The 16,661-nt window shown below is 38.6% G+C and carries 15 protein-coding genes and 2 pseudogenes; 13 read left to right on the top strand and 4 right to left on the bottom strand.

Translation table 11 applies throughout. The annotated features are described in order from the left end of the window. The first annotated feature begins 197 nt into the window (after positions 1-197). The 8 genes and pseudogenes from BDR01S_RS07230 to BDR01S_RS07205 all read left to right on the top strand — a co-directional run bounded on the left by BDR01S_RS07230 (position 198) and on the right by BDR01S_RS07205 (position 7,084). The gene (locus BDR01S_RS07230; protein WP_066255508.1) at positions 198-1,028 is read left to right on the top strand and encodes an alpha/beta hydrolase; all 831 of its coding nucleotides are present in this window, start codon (positions 198-200) and stop codon (positions 1,026-1,028) included. 157 nt (positions 1,029-1,185) lie between these two features. Beyond that, a complete protein-coding gene (locus tag BDR01S_RS07225) occupies positions 1,186-2,382 on the top strand; it encodes an ATP-grasp domain-containing protein (protein ID WP_066255506.1) in 1,197 nt (398 codons plus the stop codon). Beyond that, positions 2,373-3,110 (top strand): esterase family protein, encoded by a 738-nt coding sequence (locus tag BDR01S_RS07220; RefSeq protein ID WP_066255503.1) that lies wholly within the window; start codon positions 2,373-2,375, stop codon positions 3,108-3,110. The genes BDR01S_RS07225 and BDR01S_RS07220 overlap by 10 nt, the downstream gene beginning before the upstream one ends. Before the next feature lie 815 nt (positions 3,111-3,925). Continuing rightward, positions 3,926-5,260: an aromatic ring-hydroxylating oxygenase subunit alpha gene (locus tag BDR01S_RS07215; protein WP_066255500.1), complete on the top strand. Its 1,335-nt coding sequence runs from the start codon at positions 3,926-3,928 to the stop codon at positions 5,258-5,260. Positions 5,261-5,494: 234 nt separating this feature from the next. Then, a complete protein-coding gene (locus BDR01S_RS07210) occupies positions 5,495-5,770 on the top strand; it encodes a hypothetical protein (RefSeq protein WP_066255498.1) in 276 nt (91 codons plus the stop codon). 504 nt (positions 5,771-6,274) lie between these two features. Further along, positions 6,275-6,579 (top strand): annotated as a pseudogene (locus tag BDR01S_RS26630) (thermonuclease family protein); the annotation flags it as partial. Then, entirely contained in the window at positions 6,509-6,745 is a 237-nt protein-coding gene (locus BDR01S_RS26625) for a DUF4160 domain-containing protein (RefSeq protein ID WP_082797333.1), read from the top strand. The pseudogene BDR01S_RS26630 and the gene BDR01S_RS26625, both read left to right, overlap by 71 nt. Before the next feature lie 12 nt (positions 6,746-6,757). After that, positions 6,758-7,084 (top strand): DUF2442 domain-containing protein, encoded by a 327-nt coding sequence (locus tag BDR01S_RS07205; protein ID WP_066255495.1) that lies wholly within the window; start codon positions 6,758-6,760, stop codon positions 7,082-7,084. Between the two features lie 135 nt (positions 7,085-7,219). Here the strand turns inward: BDR01S_RS07205 and BDR01S_RS07200 are convergent. From BDR01S_RS07200 to BDR01S_RS07180, 4 genes and pseudogenes are all read right to left on the bottom strand, one after another. Then, positions 7,220-7,803 (bottom strand): annotated as a pseudogene (locus BDR01S_RS07200) (peroxidase family protein); the annotation flags it as partial. A gap of 213 nt (positions 7,804-8,016) precedes the next feature. Continuing rightward, positions 8,017-9,381 (bottom strand): FAD-binding oxidoreductase, encoded by a 1,365-nt coding sequence (locus BDR01S_RS07190; RefSeq protein ID WP_066255489.1) that lies wholly within the window; start codon positions 9,379-9,381, stop codon positions 8,017-8,019. Between the two features lie 114 nt (positions 9,382-9,495). Continuing rightward, positions 9,496-10,668 (bottom strand): aminotransferase A, encoded by a 1,173-nt coding sequence (locus BDR01S_RS07185; RefSeq protein ID WP_066255486.1) that lies wholly within the window; start codon positions 10,666-10,668, stop codon positions 9,496-9,498. Between the two features lie 105 nt (positions 10,669-10,773). Then, a complete protein-coding gene (locus BDR01S_RS07180; RefSeq protein ID WP_066255483.1) occupies positions 10,774-11,505 on the bottom strand; it encodes an IclR family transcriptional regulator in 732 nt (243 codons plus the stop codon). 247 nt (positions 11,506-11,752) lie between these two features. Between BDR01S_RS07180 and BDR01S_RS07175 the strand changes: the two genes are divergently transcribed. The 5 genes from BDR01S_RS07175 to BDR01S_RS07155 all read left to right on the top strand — a co-directional run bounded on the left by BDR01S_RS07175 (position 11,753) and on the right by BDR01S_RS07155 (position 16,624). Next, positions 11,753-12,625, top strand: coding sequence for a dimethylarginine dimethylaminohydrolase family protein (locus BDR01S_RS07175; RefSeq protein ID WP_066260082.1), 873 nt, complete (start codon positions 11,753-11,755; stop codon positions 12,623-12,625). A gap of 91 nt (positions 12,626-12,716) precedes the next feature. Beyond that, entirely contained in the window at positions 12,717-13,826 is a 1,110-nt protein-coding gene (locus BDR01S_RS07170) for an ABC transporter ATP-binding protein (RefSeq protein ID WP_066255480.1), read from the top strand. Positions 13,827-13,848: 22 nt separating this feature from the next. Next, the gene (locus BDR01S_RS07165; RefSeq protein ID WP_066363080.1) at positions 13,849-14,916 is read left to right on the top strand and encodes an ABC transporter substrate-binding protein; all 1,068 of its coding nucleotides are present in this window, start codon (positions 13,849-13,851) and stop codon (positions 14,914-14,916) included. A gap of 15 nt (positions 14,917-14,931) precedes the next feature. After that, a complete protein-coding gene (locus BDR01S_RS07160) occupies positions 14,932-15,834 on the top strand; it encodes an ABC transporter permease (protein ID WP_066255478.1) in 903 nt (300 codons plus the stop codon). A gap of 1 nt (position 15,835) precedes the next feature. Continuing rightward, a complete protein-coding gene (locus BDR01S_RS07155) occupies positions 15,836-16,624 on the top strand; it encodes an ABC transporter permease (RefSeq protein WP_066255476.1) in 789 nt (262 codons plus the stop codon). The last annotated feature ends 37 nt before the right edge of the window (positions 16,625-16,661 follow it).

Here is a 16,661-nt window from a genome sequence, read left to right as displayed (position 1 = left end):
GCCTTTTTTACTGTGCTATATATTGTGTATTGTGTTGGGGAATTTATGTAATTTGCTATGGATAGGTTTGTGATTAACCGTTTTGCGCCTCACAAATAAACCTGTTAACAGTTTGCCCGCTTTTTCTTATTTTTTTTATTGTGAACATTAAACTTATTCAGTATATTTAATATAATATCAAAGGAGTGGGAGGTAAAATGAATCAATCCTATTTTTATTTAAAACTAGAAACACATCAATTACATATGTCTTATAAAAATGAAAGACGGCGCGTGCGTGTTTTATTGCCGAAAAATTATGATAAAGATGAGGCTATAAATTATCCAGTTGTCTATATGCATGATGGACAAAATGTATTCTACAGTAGTGAATCTTATAGTGGGTATTCATGGAAAGTTATTCCGGCAATTAAACAAAACCCCGATTTACCGAAGATGATTGTTGTTGGGATAGATAACGCTGGACAAGATCGAATTAATGAATATACGCCTTGGAAAATTACTGAAAGCCCACTTCCTGAAGATATTGAACTAGGCGGAAGAGGCGCGGAGTTTGCTGAGTTTGTCATGACAGTCGTGAAGCCGTTTATCGATAAACATTACCGAACTAAATCGGATAAATATCATACAGCTTTGATTGGCAGTTCACTTGGAGGAAATATTTCGGCTTTTATGGGTATTGAATATAAAGATCAAATTGGTGGTTTAGGCATTTTTTCTTTAGCTAATTGGATTACAAGTAAAGCCTTTGACAGCTATATTGCTAGAAAAGAGTTGGACCCTGAACAACGCGTGTACATTCAAGTTGGGACACAGGAAGGCGATGATGTCGATCGACAAATGTTGTATGGTAATATGAAGCAAGCATATATCGATTGCTCGCTTAAGTATTATAAACAACTGATAAAAGGCTCTGTTCCAATTGATAGCATTCGTTTAAATATTTTTGCGGATGAAGAACATAATGAAAAGGCTTGGGCAAAACACTTGCCAGAATGTTTACGTTTCTTAAGTGTGAAGTGGACTTGAATGAACTGAATAATTATATTTGATTGAACTTGAACATAATAGGAATCTATCAATTTTTTTGAATATTTTTGAAAGTTTATTTTGATTATAATTGAAATAATTGCACCTTATTCGTGAAAATAATGAATTTTTTGACTCAGAGGAAGGAGCTTTTTTTATGAATTATATTTTGATATCACCATTTTATCCAGGGAATTTTCAGGCATTTGCTCATCGTTTAAAAGACGCAGGTGTCAATGTTTTAGGAATAGGCGAAGAGCCATATGACCAATTAGGTTCCGAATTACAAAACTCTTTAACAGAATATTATCGTGTGAATGATTTAGAAGATGTAGATGAAGTAAAACGTGCTGTTGCATTTTTATTTTATAAACATGGTCCAATTGACCGCATTGAATCCAATAATGAATACTGGTTAGAACTGGATGCACAGTTGCGTGATCAATTTAACGTGTACGGCAATAAACCAAATGACTTGAAAAAAGTTAAGTATAAATCTGAAATGAAGAAGCTGTTTAAAGAAGCAGATGTGCCTGTTGTAGAAGGAAGAATCGTTAAAACTAAAAAGGACTTATCTAAGGCCATTGATGAATTAGGCCTGCCAGTTATCGCTAAACCGGATAATGGAGTTGGATCAGCTGCCACCTTTAAATTAAGTTCAGAAGAGGATGTACACCATTTTGAAGAAGAATGGAGAGAAGCACAAGTGTACTTCTTAGAACCATATGTCGAAGGAGGCGTGCTTTGTACTTTTGATGGTTTAGTGGATCAGAAAGGGAACATTGTTTTCCAAACAAGCTTTACATATAATGTGCCAACTCTAGAACTCGTTAATGGTCAGTTGGATTTAGCTTATGTGATTCAAAAAGAAATTGATCCAAAGCTCGAAGCTTATGGAAAGGCGATTGTGAAAGCTTTTGGCATGAAAGAACGCTTTTTCCATATTGAGTTTTTTAAATTAGAAAATGGGGATTATGTTGCACTTGAATACAATAATCGTTTGGCTGGCGGCTACACGATTGATATGTACAATTTCGCGTACTCCATAGATTTATTTGCACAGTATGCTTCTCTTGTAACAGGAGGAGAATTTAAGGAGCCCGATGCCGAAAACCAGTTTTGTGTCGGTATTACACAGCGTGATGCGTATGAGTATAAACATGGTACGAATGCTATTTATGAACGATTTGGCGACCGCGTGAAGTTTGAACGACGCATTCCAGATGCGTTTGCAGAACTCCAAGGAAATCAATTTTATGCGATTAATGCAGATTCGCAGGAAGAAGTGGATGACATTATTCGTTTTGTACATGAACGAAAATATTCGGGAAAGGAGGTTTTTGTATGCATATAGAACAGTTAAACCATTGGAGTGGCGAATTAGGACGTGAAATGCTGTTAAACAGATATGGACACAGTGGTATGCCAATCGTAGTTTTTCCTTCATCTGGCGGGACGCATACTGAATACTATGATTTTGGAATGATTGATGTGTGTCATGACTTTATTGAATCCGGAAAAGTTCAATTTTTTACATTGGCTAGTATAGATAGCGAAAGTTGGCTGCACGACTCAAAACCGGCGCATGACCGTGCATTAGCGCATGAGGCATATGACCGTTATGTGATTTCAGAAGCTATTCCATTTATTAAACATAAAACAGGTTGGTTTGATCCAATGATGACAACAGGGTGCAGCATGGGGGCATATCATGCGTTGAACTTTTTCTTGAGACATCCGGATGTCTTCCAAACAACCGTTGCACTTAGCGGTATTTATGATGCGCGTTTCTTTTTTGGGGATTACGGAAATGATCCGCTTGTATACGAAAATTCTCCGAGTGATTACATATGGAATCAAAATGACGGCTGGTTTATTGATCGATATCGTTCAGCAGATATCATTATTTGTACCGGGCTGGGTGATTGGGAACAGGATGGACTGCCTTCATACAATTCATTAAAAGAAGCCTTTGAAGAAAAACAAATTCCCGCATTGTTTGATGAGTGGGGCGAAGATGTTTTCCATGATTGGATTTGGTGGCGACGCCAAATGCCGTATTATTTAGAGAAATTACTTTAATAAAATTAAGGATTTCCACAGGTATGGTAGTGCAACAATCTTTTTTCCTACATACGTTCGGGTAAAAATGATACCGCTGGTGGGAATATATATAAGGAAATAAATGAGAGCAACCAAACAGTTGGAAAAATTTCACCCTTTCGACTACAAAACACGCAGGAATTTTAAAACTGAATACTAACATCTCAGAGGTAATTTGATATAGATATGTGTAAAAGTCCCAATATAAAATTTTGGGTCAGTCCCCCGGTAATCTAAAGCCCTAACGCACCGGGGGATTGACCCCATTTTCCGCGTTATTGACCTAGTCAGGTGCAATGAAATGTAAGGTTTTTCTAATTTAAATTACAAATCCTCGTGCTTCGACACCCCCACCTAAATTTACCTTATTCATTTTTTTCTGACATCATTTTTAATACTCAACCAGAGGAATTTCAGTCGCTAATAGAACCAAAAACCCAAAGAATTCATTGACTTAATCAAACATGGAGCCCAAGAATCACCAATAAATTCCCATCACCGCTCGCAACTCGTAGCCAAACTCATGCAAGAAGCAAGAAAACAAACAGGCATCATTTATCCAGCAGATTGAAAGGGAAACATAGGTTCAGTTCAAACCTGTCCCTTGTCTATTTATACAAAAAAGATATAAATAAGAAACAAAACTAATATTTATAATATAAAAAGAATTCTGTTAATATAATTATAGAAAACTTAAATTGAATAACAATAAAATCTTTAAAAAAAGAAATATATGAACAACACAAATGATTTCTGCACTTAAAGAACTGATTTTATGAACGGGAGGGTTTTAAATGATTAGTGTGGAACAGAATCAAAAATTAACTAGAGTTGGTAAAGGAACACCTATGGGAGAATTATTACGGCGTTATTGGCATCCTATTGCAGCAGTTACAGAATTCGAAGATAAAGCTACAAAACCAGTTCGTCTTATGGGGGAAAACCTCGTGTTGTATAAAGATCTATCTGGAACGTATGGATTGATAGATCGGCAATGCCCCCATAGACGTGCTGACATGTCATATGGTTGGGTTGAAGAGTGTGGCTTACGGTGTAGTTATCATGGATGGACCTTCGATGAGAAAGGAACTTGTATTTCCCAGCCCTATGAAGACACGATAAAAGGAGCAGAGAAAAACCAAAAGTTCCGTGATTCCGTTGAAATGACATCTTATCCTGTACAGGAAATGGCAGGAATGCTTTTTGCCTACTTGGGACCCTTGCCAGCACCTGAACTTCCTCGATGGGAAATTTTTGATTATAAAAATGGTTTTGCTCAAATTGTTATATCTGAAATCCCATGTAATTGGTTACAGGGTGTAGAGAATAATCTTGATCCCGTTCACTTCGAATGGATACATGAGAATTGGACGGAGCGACAAAGCGGTAAGAAACACAATCCAGCTGCTACGCATTTGAGTATTGATATCGATGTGTTTGAATATGGGCTTACGTATAGACGTACCTTGCAAGAAAAGTATGAAGAAAATCCAGATGATCGTCGGCAGCGTCTCATTTCAAATGATTATTCTCGGTTGCACCTAATGCCAAACATCTTTTGTCCGATAGGTACTCATCTTGAGTACCGTGTTCCTATAGATGATAATAACACTCTCAGCGTTGCATTTTCATGGGAAGCGGTTCCTTTAGAGCAACAACCTTATATTCAAGACCGTATACCGCATTGGTATGCTCCGATAAAAGATTCGGAAACAGGAAAATGGATTACGACTCACGTGCTCAATCAGGACATTGTTGGATGGGTAGGGCAAGGAACTATTACAGACAGAAACAATGAACATCTCGGGGCTTCAGACGTAGGAATCGTCGCACTAAGAAAGGGCTTAAAGGCGGACTTAGAAGCAGTTGAGAAAGGGCTTGATCCATCAGGAGTTATTAGATATCCAGAAAAAGCCAAACTAGTCCCATGGCCAGAAGATAGACGTTCTGTGTTGGAAAAAGGATTGCCTTTTGAGGATTGGCGTCGAAAAAAACTGCATGAATTAAGGCTAACTATTGGAACAGGTTTCTCCAAAAGAGATTATTACGCGTTTAGTGCAGGGCAACCCGAGGATGTAAAGCAAGAGTATGAACAAGCCATGGGTATAAAAACAAAAGTAGAGCTATAGACAAGCGTTAATATCAACTGAACTTTATGAACACAAAATAACCATGCCGGTAGACAAAATTGAATGCTGCGTCCTTGACTGATGACGCAGCTTATATGTCGAAGGGTACTGAACGAAATATAAAAAAACGGCACTGAACATAGAGTGAACCTTTCTAGGGCTTGGACAGAGTTCGTACCACAGTTGAGGGAAAAGGGCTGGTGTGCAAATTTGATTGAATAGAGGTGTAATTTATTGGAATCCTATGAAGCTAACATACAAAAAGAAAAAAGCCAACTCCTTGATCAGATAGAAAGAAAGGATTGTTCACTCATTGAAGACTGGTTATATCCTACGTGTGGAGTGAAAATGATTGAAATAAAAATGGAGAAAGGGCGCGCGCGAAGAATAGGCAATGAGTTTAAGAGGGTATACAGAGATACAATCATTGGAACTATTTGTGGAGAAAGGAATCTTATATTATTCGTTAAAGAGAACTCAGAGGGATTGGTCCTTTTAGAAAAACTATGAATATAATCCGGACTCCTATTAATAGAACTGGCGTCACCTATGCTAGAAGGTTCAATCAATTTACACTATTTGGTTAGAAGGCGTACGTACATTGAATAGCCTCCAATATATTCTCAATTGAAATAGATGTGCAGCTATTCTAGTATTTCTAATAAAATAGAAATACAGCATAGTTCCTGATACTCCCATGGCTAAAGCCGATGGGGTTCTAAGATACTACTATGCTTCTTAACAGTGCATTATCTTTCTAAGCAGAAAGTTTCCACTGAAACTCTGGCATAGATTCTTTTAGAACATCTAAGGACTTATGGCGTAAAGCCAGTCACTTCACCAAGCCAACCGAATGACCTCCTATGTGCTTTTCGTTCCGTATCGGTCGTTATCAAACCGAAGTTTTAGTATAACGTTAAAGATTTTACCTAGCAGACGTCGCTTCCTGCAAGAAAAGGGTCAGACCCCCAACGTGCTAACGCTTAGCGCAATGAGAGTCTGACCCTTTTCTCCTACGGACGACTGCTGGCATATGTTTATGTCGATGGAGAATCAGTTCAAGGAACGCTGCTAAAGAGGGATTCGCACGAGTAGCGTATATTATGAATCCTCCCTATATATACCTTGAACAATTTAGAAAGGATGAAGGTCTAGCAAAAAGAGGGAAAATCAATATCTGGAGAAGGGAGGGTTATGTGACGGGTTGGGGGCGGTGTATGCTGTGCCTAGAATTAGTAAGTTCGGTGGATTATAATAGTTCTATACTACAACGATCACCACCCACCACATTTTCATGTTGTCGGAGAGTACCAGACTAGAATAGAGATTGAGAATGGGGCGTACCTAAAAGGGGACAACCCGTTACCAAGCGGTAAAGAAAAGGATGTTCTTGAGTGGCTTGGGATGTGGCGAAGTGATATTATGAAAGGGTGGAACGATTGCCGGGAAGGAAAAGAACCCGCTAAAATTCCACCACTCTACTAAGGGGGTGTTCAAATGGTTTTAGTCAAAAAAGTAATTCCGACTTCCGATGGCTGGCTATTAATTACCTTTGACAACGGGGAACAAAAGTTTGTTGACATTAAGCCTCATATGAAAGGGATATTAGAAAAGCTGAAAGACCCGGAATTTTTCAAACAGGTGTTTGTTGACCTAGAATTGGAGACAGTTAGCTGGCCAGGTGAACTTGACCTTGACCCGGACAACCTTTATAAACAAGGTATTAACACCCGCATTATTAAAAACCTTTTTTATTTTCTGTCTGATGAAAATACAGCAGGGAAGATAACATACGACCAAAATGATCGTCGAGAAAGAGCATAAGCCTTTTAGTGGGAAGAGTCCTTCGTTTGAGGGACTTTTTTATATTTTGGAATCATCTCCAATCTTTGGATGGTGCCTGGCACCAAAGCAAAGCCAAAAACCGCCGTCAAATCAACGGCGGTTTCTTCCTAAATCTTACTTACCTGCTAATTGAGCTTTTTTCTGTTCAACCGCCTTTAGATCAAAGCGGTCAGCATTCATCACCTTAACCCAGGCAGCGATAAAGTCACGGACAAACTTTTCTTTGTTATCATCTTGAGCATACACTTCTGCAATGGAACGAAGGACGGAGTTTGAACCAAACACGAGGTCCACTCGAGTTGCTGTACGTTTAATTTCACCTGTTTTACGATCTCGTCCTTCATAAACAACTCCATCTACAGGGTTCCACGCCACTCCCATGTCAAGTAAGTTCAAAAAGAAGTCATTCGTGAGTTGTCCTACAGAATCGGTGAATACACCGTGTCCAGTACTGCCATAGTTAGTACCCAGAACACGCATACCGCCAATTAGAACGGTCATTTCCGGTGCCGTAAGGTTTAAAAGTTGAGCTTTATCGATTAGCAGATCTTCCAATAAACGTCTTCTTCCGGATGCCAAATGTCTGCTCGTCCTGCTCCAAAACCGATTGTCGGGCCACCCATGTCCTCAATCGCGACATTACCTGCTAGTACAAGCAAGTCGGCACATGAAATCTTGTTCCCATACTTTTGCTTAATTGGCCATAGGAAGTCGTCGGGCTTTATCCAGGCTTGCATTGTTAGGCCAAAAAAAGTGCCAGGCACCTTCCAGAGAATTGGATGGTACCTGGCACTTTTTTTGAAATACAGCCCCATTGGAAGAATTGTTTATATAATAAGATGCCGCAGATAATGTGGCAGCAACCCATGCGCCAATCCCAAAACCGTCCCCCAGGCTCAAATCAGAATAAATTACGATTCGAAAATTTTACTTGGATTTAAAATACCATTCGGATCAAACATTTGTTTTATACTGTTCATTACATCCAAAGCTTCTCCATGTTGCAAGCGCTGATATTTAATTTTACCTAACCCAACGCCATGTTCTCCGGTACAAGTACCTCCACACGATAAAGCATATTTAACAATTTCTTCATTAAATCGATCTGCTCGTTCCATATCAGTAGGGTTATTAGGGTTAATTAAAACACCAGCATGGAAGTTTCCGTCACCTATGTGACCGATAATGTCGCCCTTCAAGCCTGATTCCTCCATACATTTCCGCGTGAATTCAATGGCACTAGCCAGCTTAGACAATGGAACACAAACATCTGTGTTCATGACCTGTTTACCAGGATTATTATGAATCAGTGCATATAAAGAATTATGCCTTGCTTCCCATAACTGGGTTCTCCCTAATGAATCAGTTTCAAATTCAAATTGAAAGCAACCAAATTCAGTGAATATTTCTCTAGTCAGCTGGACATCTGTTTCGACATTTCCTTTGGATCCATGAAATTCGAGAAAAAGAGAGTCGCCTTCGGTGTAATTTGTCTCAAAAACCTGATTCACATATTGAATAGTTTCGCCTTCAACCAATTCGATTCGGGCTATTGGAACCCCAAGGGTAATTAATGAGTGGGCTGCCTGCACCGCATCATCTACCGATTTAAAAACTGCACGTGCGGCCATAATCACTTCTGAAATTCCGTATACCTGAAGGGTTAATTCTGTAAAAATACCTAATGTCCCCTCAGACCCGATAAAAAGTTCTGTCAGGTTGTATCCTGATGATGACTTTTTCGCTTTTCCTCCAGTGCGAATCACCCGCCCGTCTGCCAAAACAACTTCTAAATCTCGTACATTATCTTTCATTGCTCCATATCTGACGGTAGTGGTACCACTTGCGTTTGTTGAAGCCATTCCACCGATGGTAGCATCTGCACCAGGATCGACGGAAAAAAATAAACCGTATTTACCAAGTTCCTTGTTTAATTGCTTTCTTGTCACCCCAGGTTGGACCCGAACTAAAAAATCTTCAGGATTTATCTCCAATATTTTGTTCATTTCTTGTAAGTCTAGCGAGATACCGCCCTTCATGGGAATAGCTGCACCTTCAAGACCCGAACCAACCCCAAAAGCGGTAATTGGAATTTTGTTTTCATTAGCCATTTTCATAATCTCGACAATCTCTTGTGTATCCTTTGGAAAAACCACAACATCAGGAAGATTTGCGGAATGAAAGGATTCATCTTTACTGTGATTTAGGAGCACAGTTTCATTCGTACTGATACGATCTCCTGGTATCGTTTGTTTTAATCTATCTGTAAAATTCATTTCTTATCGCCTCACTTTAAACTTATAGGGGATTTTTGGTATTAAAATCCATTCAATCAGTCATTATTAGTTTAAGGTATTTTTCTGATTACGAAACAAAGAAGGGGGGATATATTAGTTTACTGCTTTTATAGTGTGCAAGAACCGTTCAATACCATCCAGTCCTTTTATTAAATCGTCGCTGGATTGGGCGAACGAAATTCTAATGTACCCTTCTCCAAACTCAGAAAACGAACTGCCAGGTATGACAGCTACCTTTTCCTGCTCTAGTAGATTCATGGAAAAATCCAAGGATGTAAGCCCTGTATTTTTAATGGAAGGGAAAATATAAAAGGCGCCTTTCGGTTCAACTACTTCCAAATCCATTTCTTTAATTCTATTGTAAGCTAATTCTTTTCTTAGTTTGTATTCGTTTTTCATGGCCAATACTTCTTCAGTATGAGGACCTTGGGTTAAGGCAGCAACAGCAGCGTATTGGCTGATTGTACTTGGACAAATGGAATTAAACGAATGAATTTTATAAAATTCATCGATCAAATACGAAGGAGCAAACGCAAACCCAATGCGCCAGCCTGTCATCGAATGAGACTTCGAAAGACCATTTATGATAATCGTTTTATCTTTTAAACTTGGAATAGTTCCAATTGAAAAATGTTTTTCATCATAAACTAATTCACTATATATCTCATCTGAAACAATAAATATTTTTTTGTCCTCTAGAACTTTACTAATCTCTACTACTTCATCTTTAGTTAAAATGGAACCTAGCGGATTACTAGGATAGGGGAGAACTACACAACGGGTTTTTTCAGTAATATGTGCTTCGAGTTGGGCTGCGGTTAACTTAAAATTGCTCTTGGTTGTATCAATCAAAACTGGAACAGCATTACATAATCTAATTAACGGTTCATATCCGGGATAGATAGGTACTGGTAGAATGACTTCAGATCCTTCTTCAAGAATGGTACGAAAAGCAAGATCAAGAGCCTCGCTAGCTCCTGTGGTGACAATCACTTCATCTTCGGGCCGATACGATAAATTATAAAGGTCATGAACATAATCACATGCTGCTTTACGCAATTCAAATAATCCCGCAGTTTCAGTATAGGCGTTTTGATTTTCTTCAATGGCTATAATGCCTGCATTTTTGACGTATGTAGGGGTATGAAAATTAGGCTGGCCCCATGTCAAGTTAATAACGTCAGTTGATCGATCTATTTTATTTGCTATTTTACGAATGCCAGACATTTCTATTCCTTGTACATTTTTATTTAGGAGATTAATCATTTGATCATGTCCTTTCCTTATTTAATTGGTTGAAACTAGGATCGTATTGATAGATTTAAGAAGAATGAAATAATATTCAGATAAAGTAACCACCACCTTTCCTAATTAATAACCAATTTTCCACGAGATGTTGTTCCCTGTATTTACTACTTCATCAATTGTCATTCTCAATTGTTCATCAGTTAATATAGAGGTATTTAATTTAACACTAACAGCGCCAAAGACTCCTCCGGAATGATTGAGTATAGGCACTGCTAGGGATGATATCCCACCTATTTGCTCCTCTTGAATTAATTCATATCCATCCGTTTTTATTTTATTTAAATGTTGATTGAATGTAACTTTTTCACTATCAGGTATGGCTTCAGAAACTACCTTTTCGACAAGTTCAAAAGGCATATGGGCAAGCATAGATAAATTGGCGGCTCCTGTGTATAAAGGTGTCCTGAGTCCTAATTTGTCGTGAGCACGTATGGTTTGATTGATACAGTCAATTCTTTCAATAATAATTGATTCAATGCCTATAGGCTTGCTCAAATATACGGTTGCTTGGACAGTTTTCATCAAGTTCTCCAATTCTGGTCTTAATAAGCTAACGTAATCGAGGGTGTCGTACACCATTAATCCGTATTCAAGCCAAACGGTGCCTAGACCATATAACTTACTTTGTGGATCCTGTTTGATCATTTCATGTTTGCTCATGGCAGTTAGAATACGATGCATGGAGCTGGTGGGCAGTCCGCATTCTTTGGCAAGTTCTGTAATAGAAAACATTCGATTGGGATCATGTTTAATTAAGACCTTTATTATTTGCATCGCGCGAGTAAGAGATTGCATTATAAAAACTTCCTTTCTTTTATCATATAAAGCAAATAAGACCATGGGAGAGCTTGATTGAACATAATGGCATGAGGAGATTTCATCACCCATGTTCAATTAATAATAACGCTTACAATTTAGAATTCTAAATATAGTGAAAATTCATAATTGACAATAAACTCATTTCTAATTATATTAGAACTAGGTCCCGTTAGCAAGAATTAAATTCCACTATACGGAAAGGGTGAATGAAATGATAAAAACAATGGACTATTGCAGTTCTATGGTTAAGACATTGGAACATGTGATTGTAAAACATCCTCAGGATGCTTTTATAAGCCAAGAACATCTGCATCAACATTGGAAAACATACAATTATATTTCTGAACCGGATTATGAGGAGGCAATAAGGGAATACGAAGAATTTTTATCGATTTTGAAAAAACACGTTGGGAGAATTGACTTTTTACCTCTATCTGATAGGACAGGAATTGATTCTTTATACGCCCATGACCCTGTTAAGTTCACAAGTAATGGAGCAATTATTCTCAAATCCGGTAAAAAGCTAAGACAATCTGAAGCAGAAGTTTACAAGCAGTTTTTACAAGAAAAAAATATACCGATTATTGGTGAACTTTCCGGAGAGGCTGTTGCCGATGGTGGAGATCTTGTCTGGTTGGATGACCGTACCTTGGCAGTAGGGCGTGGGTACAGGACCAACGATGAAGCCATTAAGCAATTAAAAGAAATAACTGCACCTTTCGTCGATGAATTCATTGTTGTTCAGCTCCCATATCATCAAGGAGAAGAAGAATGCTTGCACCTTATGTCGTTAATCAGTATGGTCGACCATAATTTAGCGGTTGTATATTCACGATTAATGCCCGTTTACTTCAGGCAGTTATTAGAGAAGAGGGATATACAGTTGATAGAGGTACCTAAAGATGAGTATAACAATCTCGGGTGTAATGTTTTAGCACTTGCACCAAGGATTTGTGTGATACCATTTGGAAACGATTACACAAAGAGCGAACTAGAAAAAGCAGGCGCAATTGTTTACGAATACAAAGGGACGGAAATCTCTTTTAAAGGAACCGGCGGACCTACCTGCCTTACTGCTCCTGTGGTTAGAAAATAATTTTTCATTAAACAGCTTTATTCTTAATAGACAAAAGTTTAATGGATTAATAGAAAGTAGAATGATCTATATCTGAACAGGAGGTTAAGGCATGGTACTAGGTAACAGTTTGTCAATTGTTAATGCATCAAAGTACTATAAGAAATTCAAAGCAGTTGACGATGTTAATTTAACTGTTAATCAAGGGGAATTCCTAACGATATTGGGGCCGAGTGGTTCCGGGAAAACATCCTTACTTAAATTAATTGCCGGGTTCGAACAATTGAGTAATGGATCCATTATTTTGAACGATGAAGATATTTCCAAACAAAAGCCATATGAAAGACAGATTGGTATGCTATTTCAAAACTATGCTCTTTTCCCTCACATGACTGTCTTTGATAATATTGCCTATCCGCTTCGTCTGCGTAAAACCCCGAAGGATGAAATTAAACAAAAGGTAGAAAGCATTCTTAAACTTGTTCATCTTGAGCAATATGGATACAGGTACCCTGAGCAGCTAAGCGGGGGTCAACAACAACGGGTAGCTTTGGCAAGAGCCATCGTCTTCAATCCACCACTTCTTCTATTAGATGAACCTCTAGGAGCCCTTGACAAACAATTACGTAAACAGATGCAATTGGAAATAAAGCATATTCAGAAGCAAGTAGGTATTACCACAGTTAGTGTTACACATGACCAGGAAGAAGCATTAACGATGTCAGACAAGATTTGCATAATGAATCATGGTCGGATTGAGCAGATTGATACCCCTGAAAATATTTACAAACATCCTAAGAATCGCTTTGTGGCAGAATTTATCGGGGAAATCAATCTAATAAAAGGCAGTGTAGTGAATGTATCTGAAGAAAATGTAAAGGTTAAATTTCACGATTCATTAATTGCAGATATTGAGAGAAAGAAAGATTCTGTTAAAGAAATGAAGGATCAATCGATTCTAATTGCACTTCGTCCAGAAAACATACAAGTTGCCAGAGAACAATCCCATTTCCAAAATACGATTCGAGCCCAAATTATCGAAATAATCTATGTTGGGGAAGCGGTCAATATCAAGACGGTGACGGAAACTGGAGAAGAAATTACTGCAAAAATCCCTGCACACATTTCTGACTTGCCTGGTAGAGGAAAAGATATTCTCTTAGGCTGGAATCCTAAGGATGCCAGTTTGATTCATGATGGAACACCACTTCATTATTATTAAAAATAGAGAGAGGGGAATTTTAATGACAAAAACGAAAATATTCATGTCCGTTTTGATGACAATTCTAGCATTAATTATCGCAGGATGCAGTAGTGGGGCATCGGGTGGCGGAGGAGACAAAAAGGATAAAGATCTGGTAGTCGTGGATTGGGGAGGCCCTTATACAGATATCCACAAGAAAACCGTCTTTGAACCTTTTGAGAAAAAGTACGGTGTGAAAGTAACCGTTGTCACACCTCCAGATGTAGGTAAATTAAAGTCGATGGTTGAAAGTGGAAATGTGGAATGGGATGTTGTCAGTGTTGGTGATGATTTTGCCATTCGAGGCGGAAGAGAAGGGCTTTTAGAGAAGTTAGATTTTAATGTGATCAAAACAGACGGGCTTCCTAAAGAACTTGTTCACGATTATGCTGTTCCTGAAAATGTCTTCTCAACCGTAATTGCTTATAATACAGATACTTTTCCGAAAGGCGAACATCCGAAAAATTGGACTGATGTGTGGGATGTGAAAAAATTCCCTGGTGCGCGCGGATTATATAAGGATCCAATGTGGACACTCGAAGCTGCGCTGCTTGCTGACGGTGTAGAGCCGGAAAAGTTATATCCTCTAGATGTGGACCGTGCTTTCAAGAAGCTAGATAAAATCAAAGATGAAGTAAAAGTTTGGTGGACTGCAGGTGCACAGCCGCCAGAAATTCTAGCTACTAATGAAGTTCCGATCTCAAGCGCATGGGGCGGACGCATTACATCAGCGAGGGACGGGGGAGCACCAGTAGAGGTGGAATTTAACCAAGGCTTAATCTTGTCTAACTCTTGGGCCGTACCTAAAGGAGCACCAAATAAGGACTTGGCTATGAAATTTATCGCTTTCTCACTGGAGCCAAAGCAGCAAGCCGCTCTATCTATGAAATATGATAATGCTCCTGCCAACGCTAATGCCGTTGCGCTGTTATCTGATGAAGTGAAAAATCGTTTAGGGTTAGGACAATCGTCCTCTCAATTAGATAATCAAGTTTACATTAATACCTCTTGGTGGGTGGATAACTACGTTAAGGTCAATGAGCGATTCCAGCAATGGCTTCTAGAATAATAGGAGGATAAAGATATGATCGAAGTTAAATCAGAATCATGGATACCTGTCAAGCAGGTATCCTTCTCCCAACGGTTAGCACGATTTACAGGGCTGCAATGGCTCCTTCTCTTTGTTCCATTTGGGTATATCTTTATTTTAATGTTCTTTTCGATGGCAGATTTCTTTAAGCTTAGTTTTTTTGATGAAGATGGTTTTACACTTGAGTATATAAGCCATATTTTCTCTACGGATGTTTATTTAAAGGTATTGTGGCTGACACTGAAAATCTCCTTCCTTGTCACTGTGTTTTCGTTAATTTTCGCCTATCCTTTGGCTTATATGTTGGTAAGTACAAAATCAAACCTCTGGAAAAAAATTATTTTTTCTGCCGTATTAATTCCATTTTGGATTAGTTTACTAGTACGGACATTCTCATGGACGATTCTATTACGAAAAAATGGTGTGATTAATACTATTTTATTAGATTTGGGAATCATCGATCATCCGCTTGAACTTATTTACAATACTACTGGTGTAGTTATTGCGATGACTCATATTCTCCTGCCATATATGGTATTAAGCCTATATTCCGTCATGGCGGGGATTGACCAAAGGTTGCTTCAGGCTGCCCAGGGTATGGGAGCGCGTCCATGGAAGGCCTTCATTCAAGTCTTTTTCCCTTTGTCTATTCCAGGACTCCTATCTGGTTCATTGCTGGTTTTTGTGATGGGAATCGGATATTTTATTACTCCGGCTCTATTAGGGGGGACCAACACAACGATGATCTCGATGTTAATCGAAAGTAATATCAATACGACGTTAAATTGGCATATGGCTTCCGCCTTAGCATTGGTTTTATTTGTAACCACCTTAATTTTGCTATTTATTCCCCTCTTGCTGACAGGAAAAAATCCTGTGTTGAAGGAGTTGGAATAAGATGTGGCTTAGAATTTTCGTAGGGTTCACTATCGTTGCATTAATTTCACCTATATTAGTTGTTATCCCTATGTCCTTTTCATCGGCTAGCTTCTTCGAGTATCCTATTCCAGGTTACTCTTTAAAGTGGTACATCAATTTTTTTAATAACCAAGAATGGGTAGTTGGTTTATTAAGAAGCCTTACGATCGCCATTTTCACAGCCATTTTATCCACCATTCTTGGAGTAATGGCTTCACTAGCCGTTACTCGATTAAACTTTTGGGGGAAAAAGCTTTTTATGTCGTTGATGGTAGCACCGATGATCATACCAGTGATTATTACTGGAGTTGCTCTGTATCATTCGTTTGCACCCCTTAACCTAACAAATAGTTTTCTAGGTTTGATTTTAGCTCATTCGGTCTTAGCTTTGCCGATTGTTTTTGTAACAGTAACAGCTAGTCTAAAAGGGATGGATCGAAACCTTGAATGGGCCGCGATGGGATTAGGGTCGACTCCAATCGGAGCATTTTTTAAAGTAACGCTTCCGCTTATTCGTCCGGGAGTACTATCGGGAGCTTTATTTGCCTTTATTATTTCCTTCGATGAAGTGGTTGTTACCATCTTCTTGGGGGGGCCTAATACCAAAACCTTGCCAATTGCTATGTGGGAAAATCTACGGATTCAGGTTGACCCAACAATGGCAGCCGTTTCCTCTATTCTAATTGTTATTACCATTGTGTTGTTTCTGTCGCAAGAGCTAGTAGCAGTTCGTAAAGCACGCCTTAAGAAAAAGTATAGTGACAATTAATGTAGAAAATGATTCTATGAGTATTTAATAAAGTACA

Source organism: Neobacillus drentensis NBRC 102427 (assembly GCF_001591445.1).
Lineage (GTDB): Bacteria > Bacillota > Bacilli > Bacillales > Cytobacillaceae > Neobacillus > Neobacillus drentensis.
This window is presented reverse-complemented; position numbering and strand designations above follow the sequence as displayed.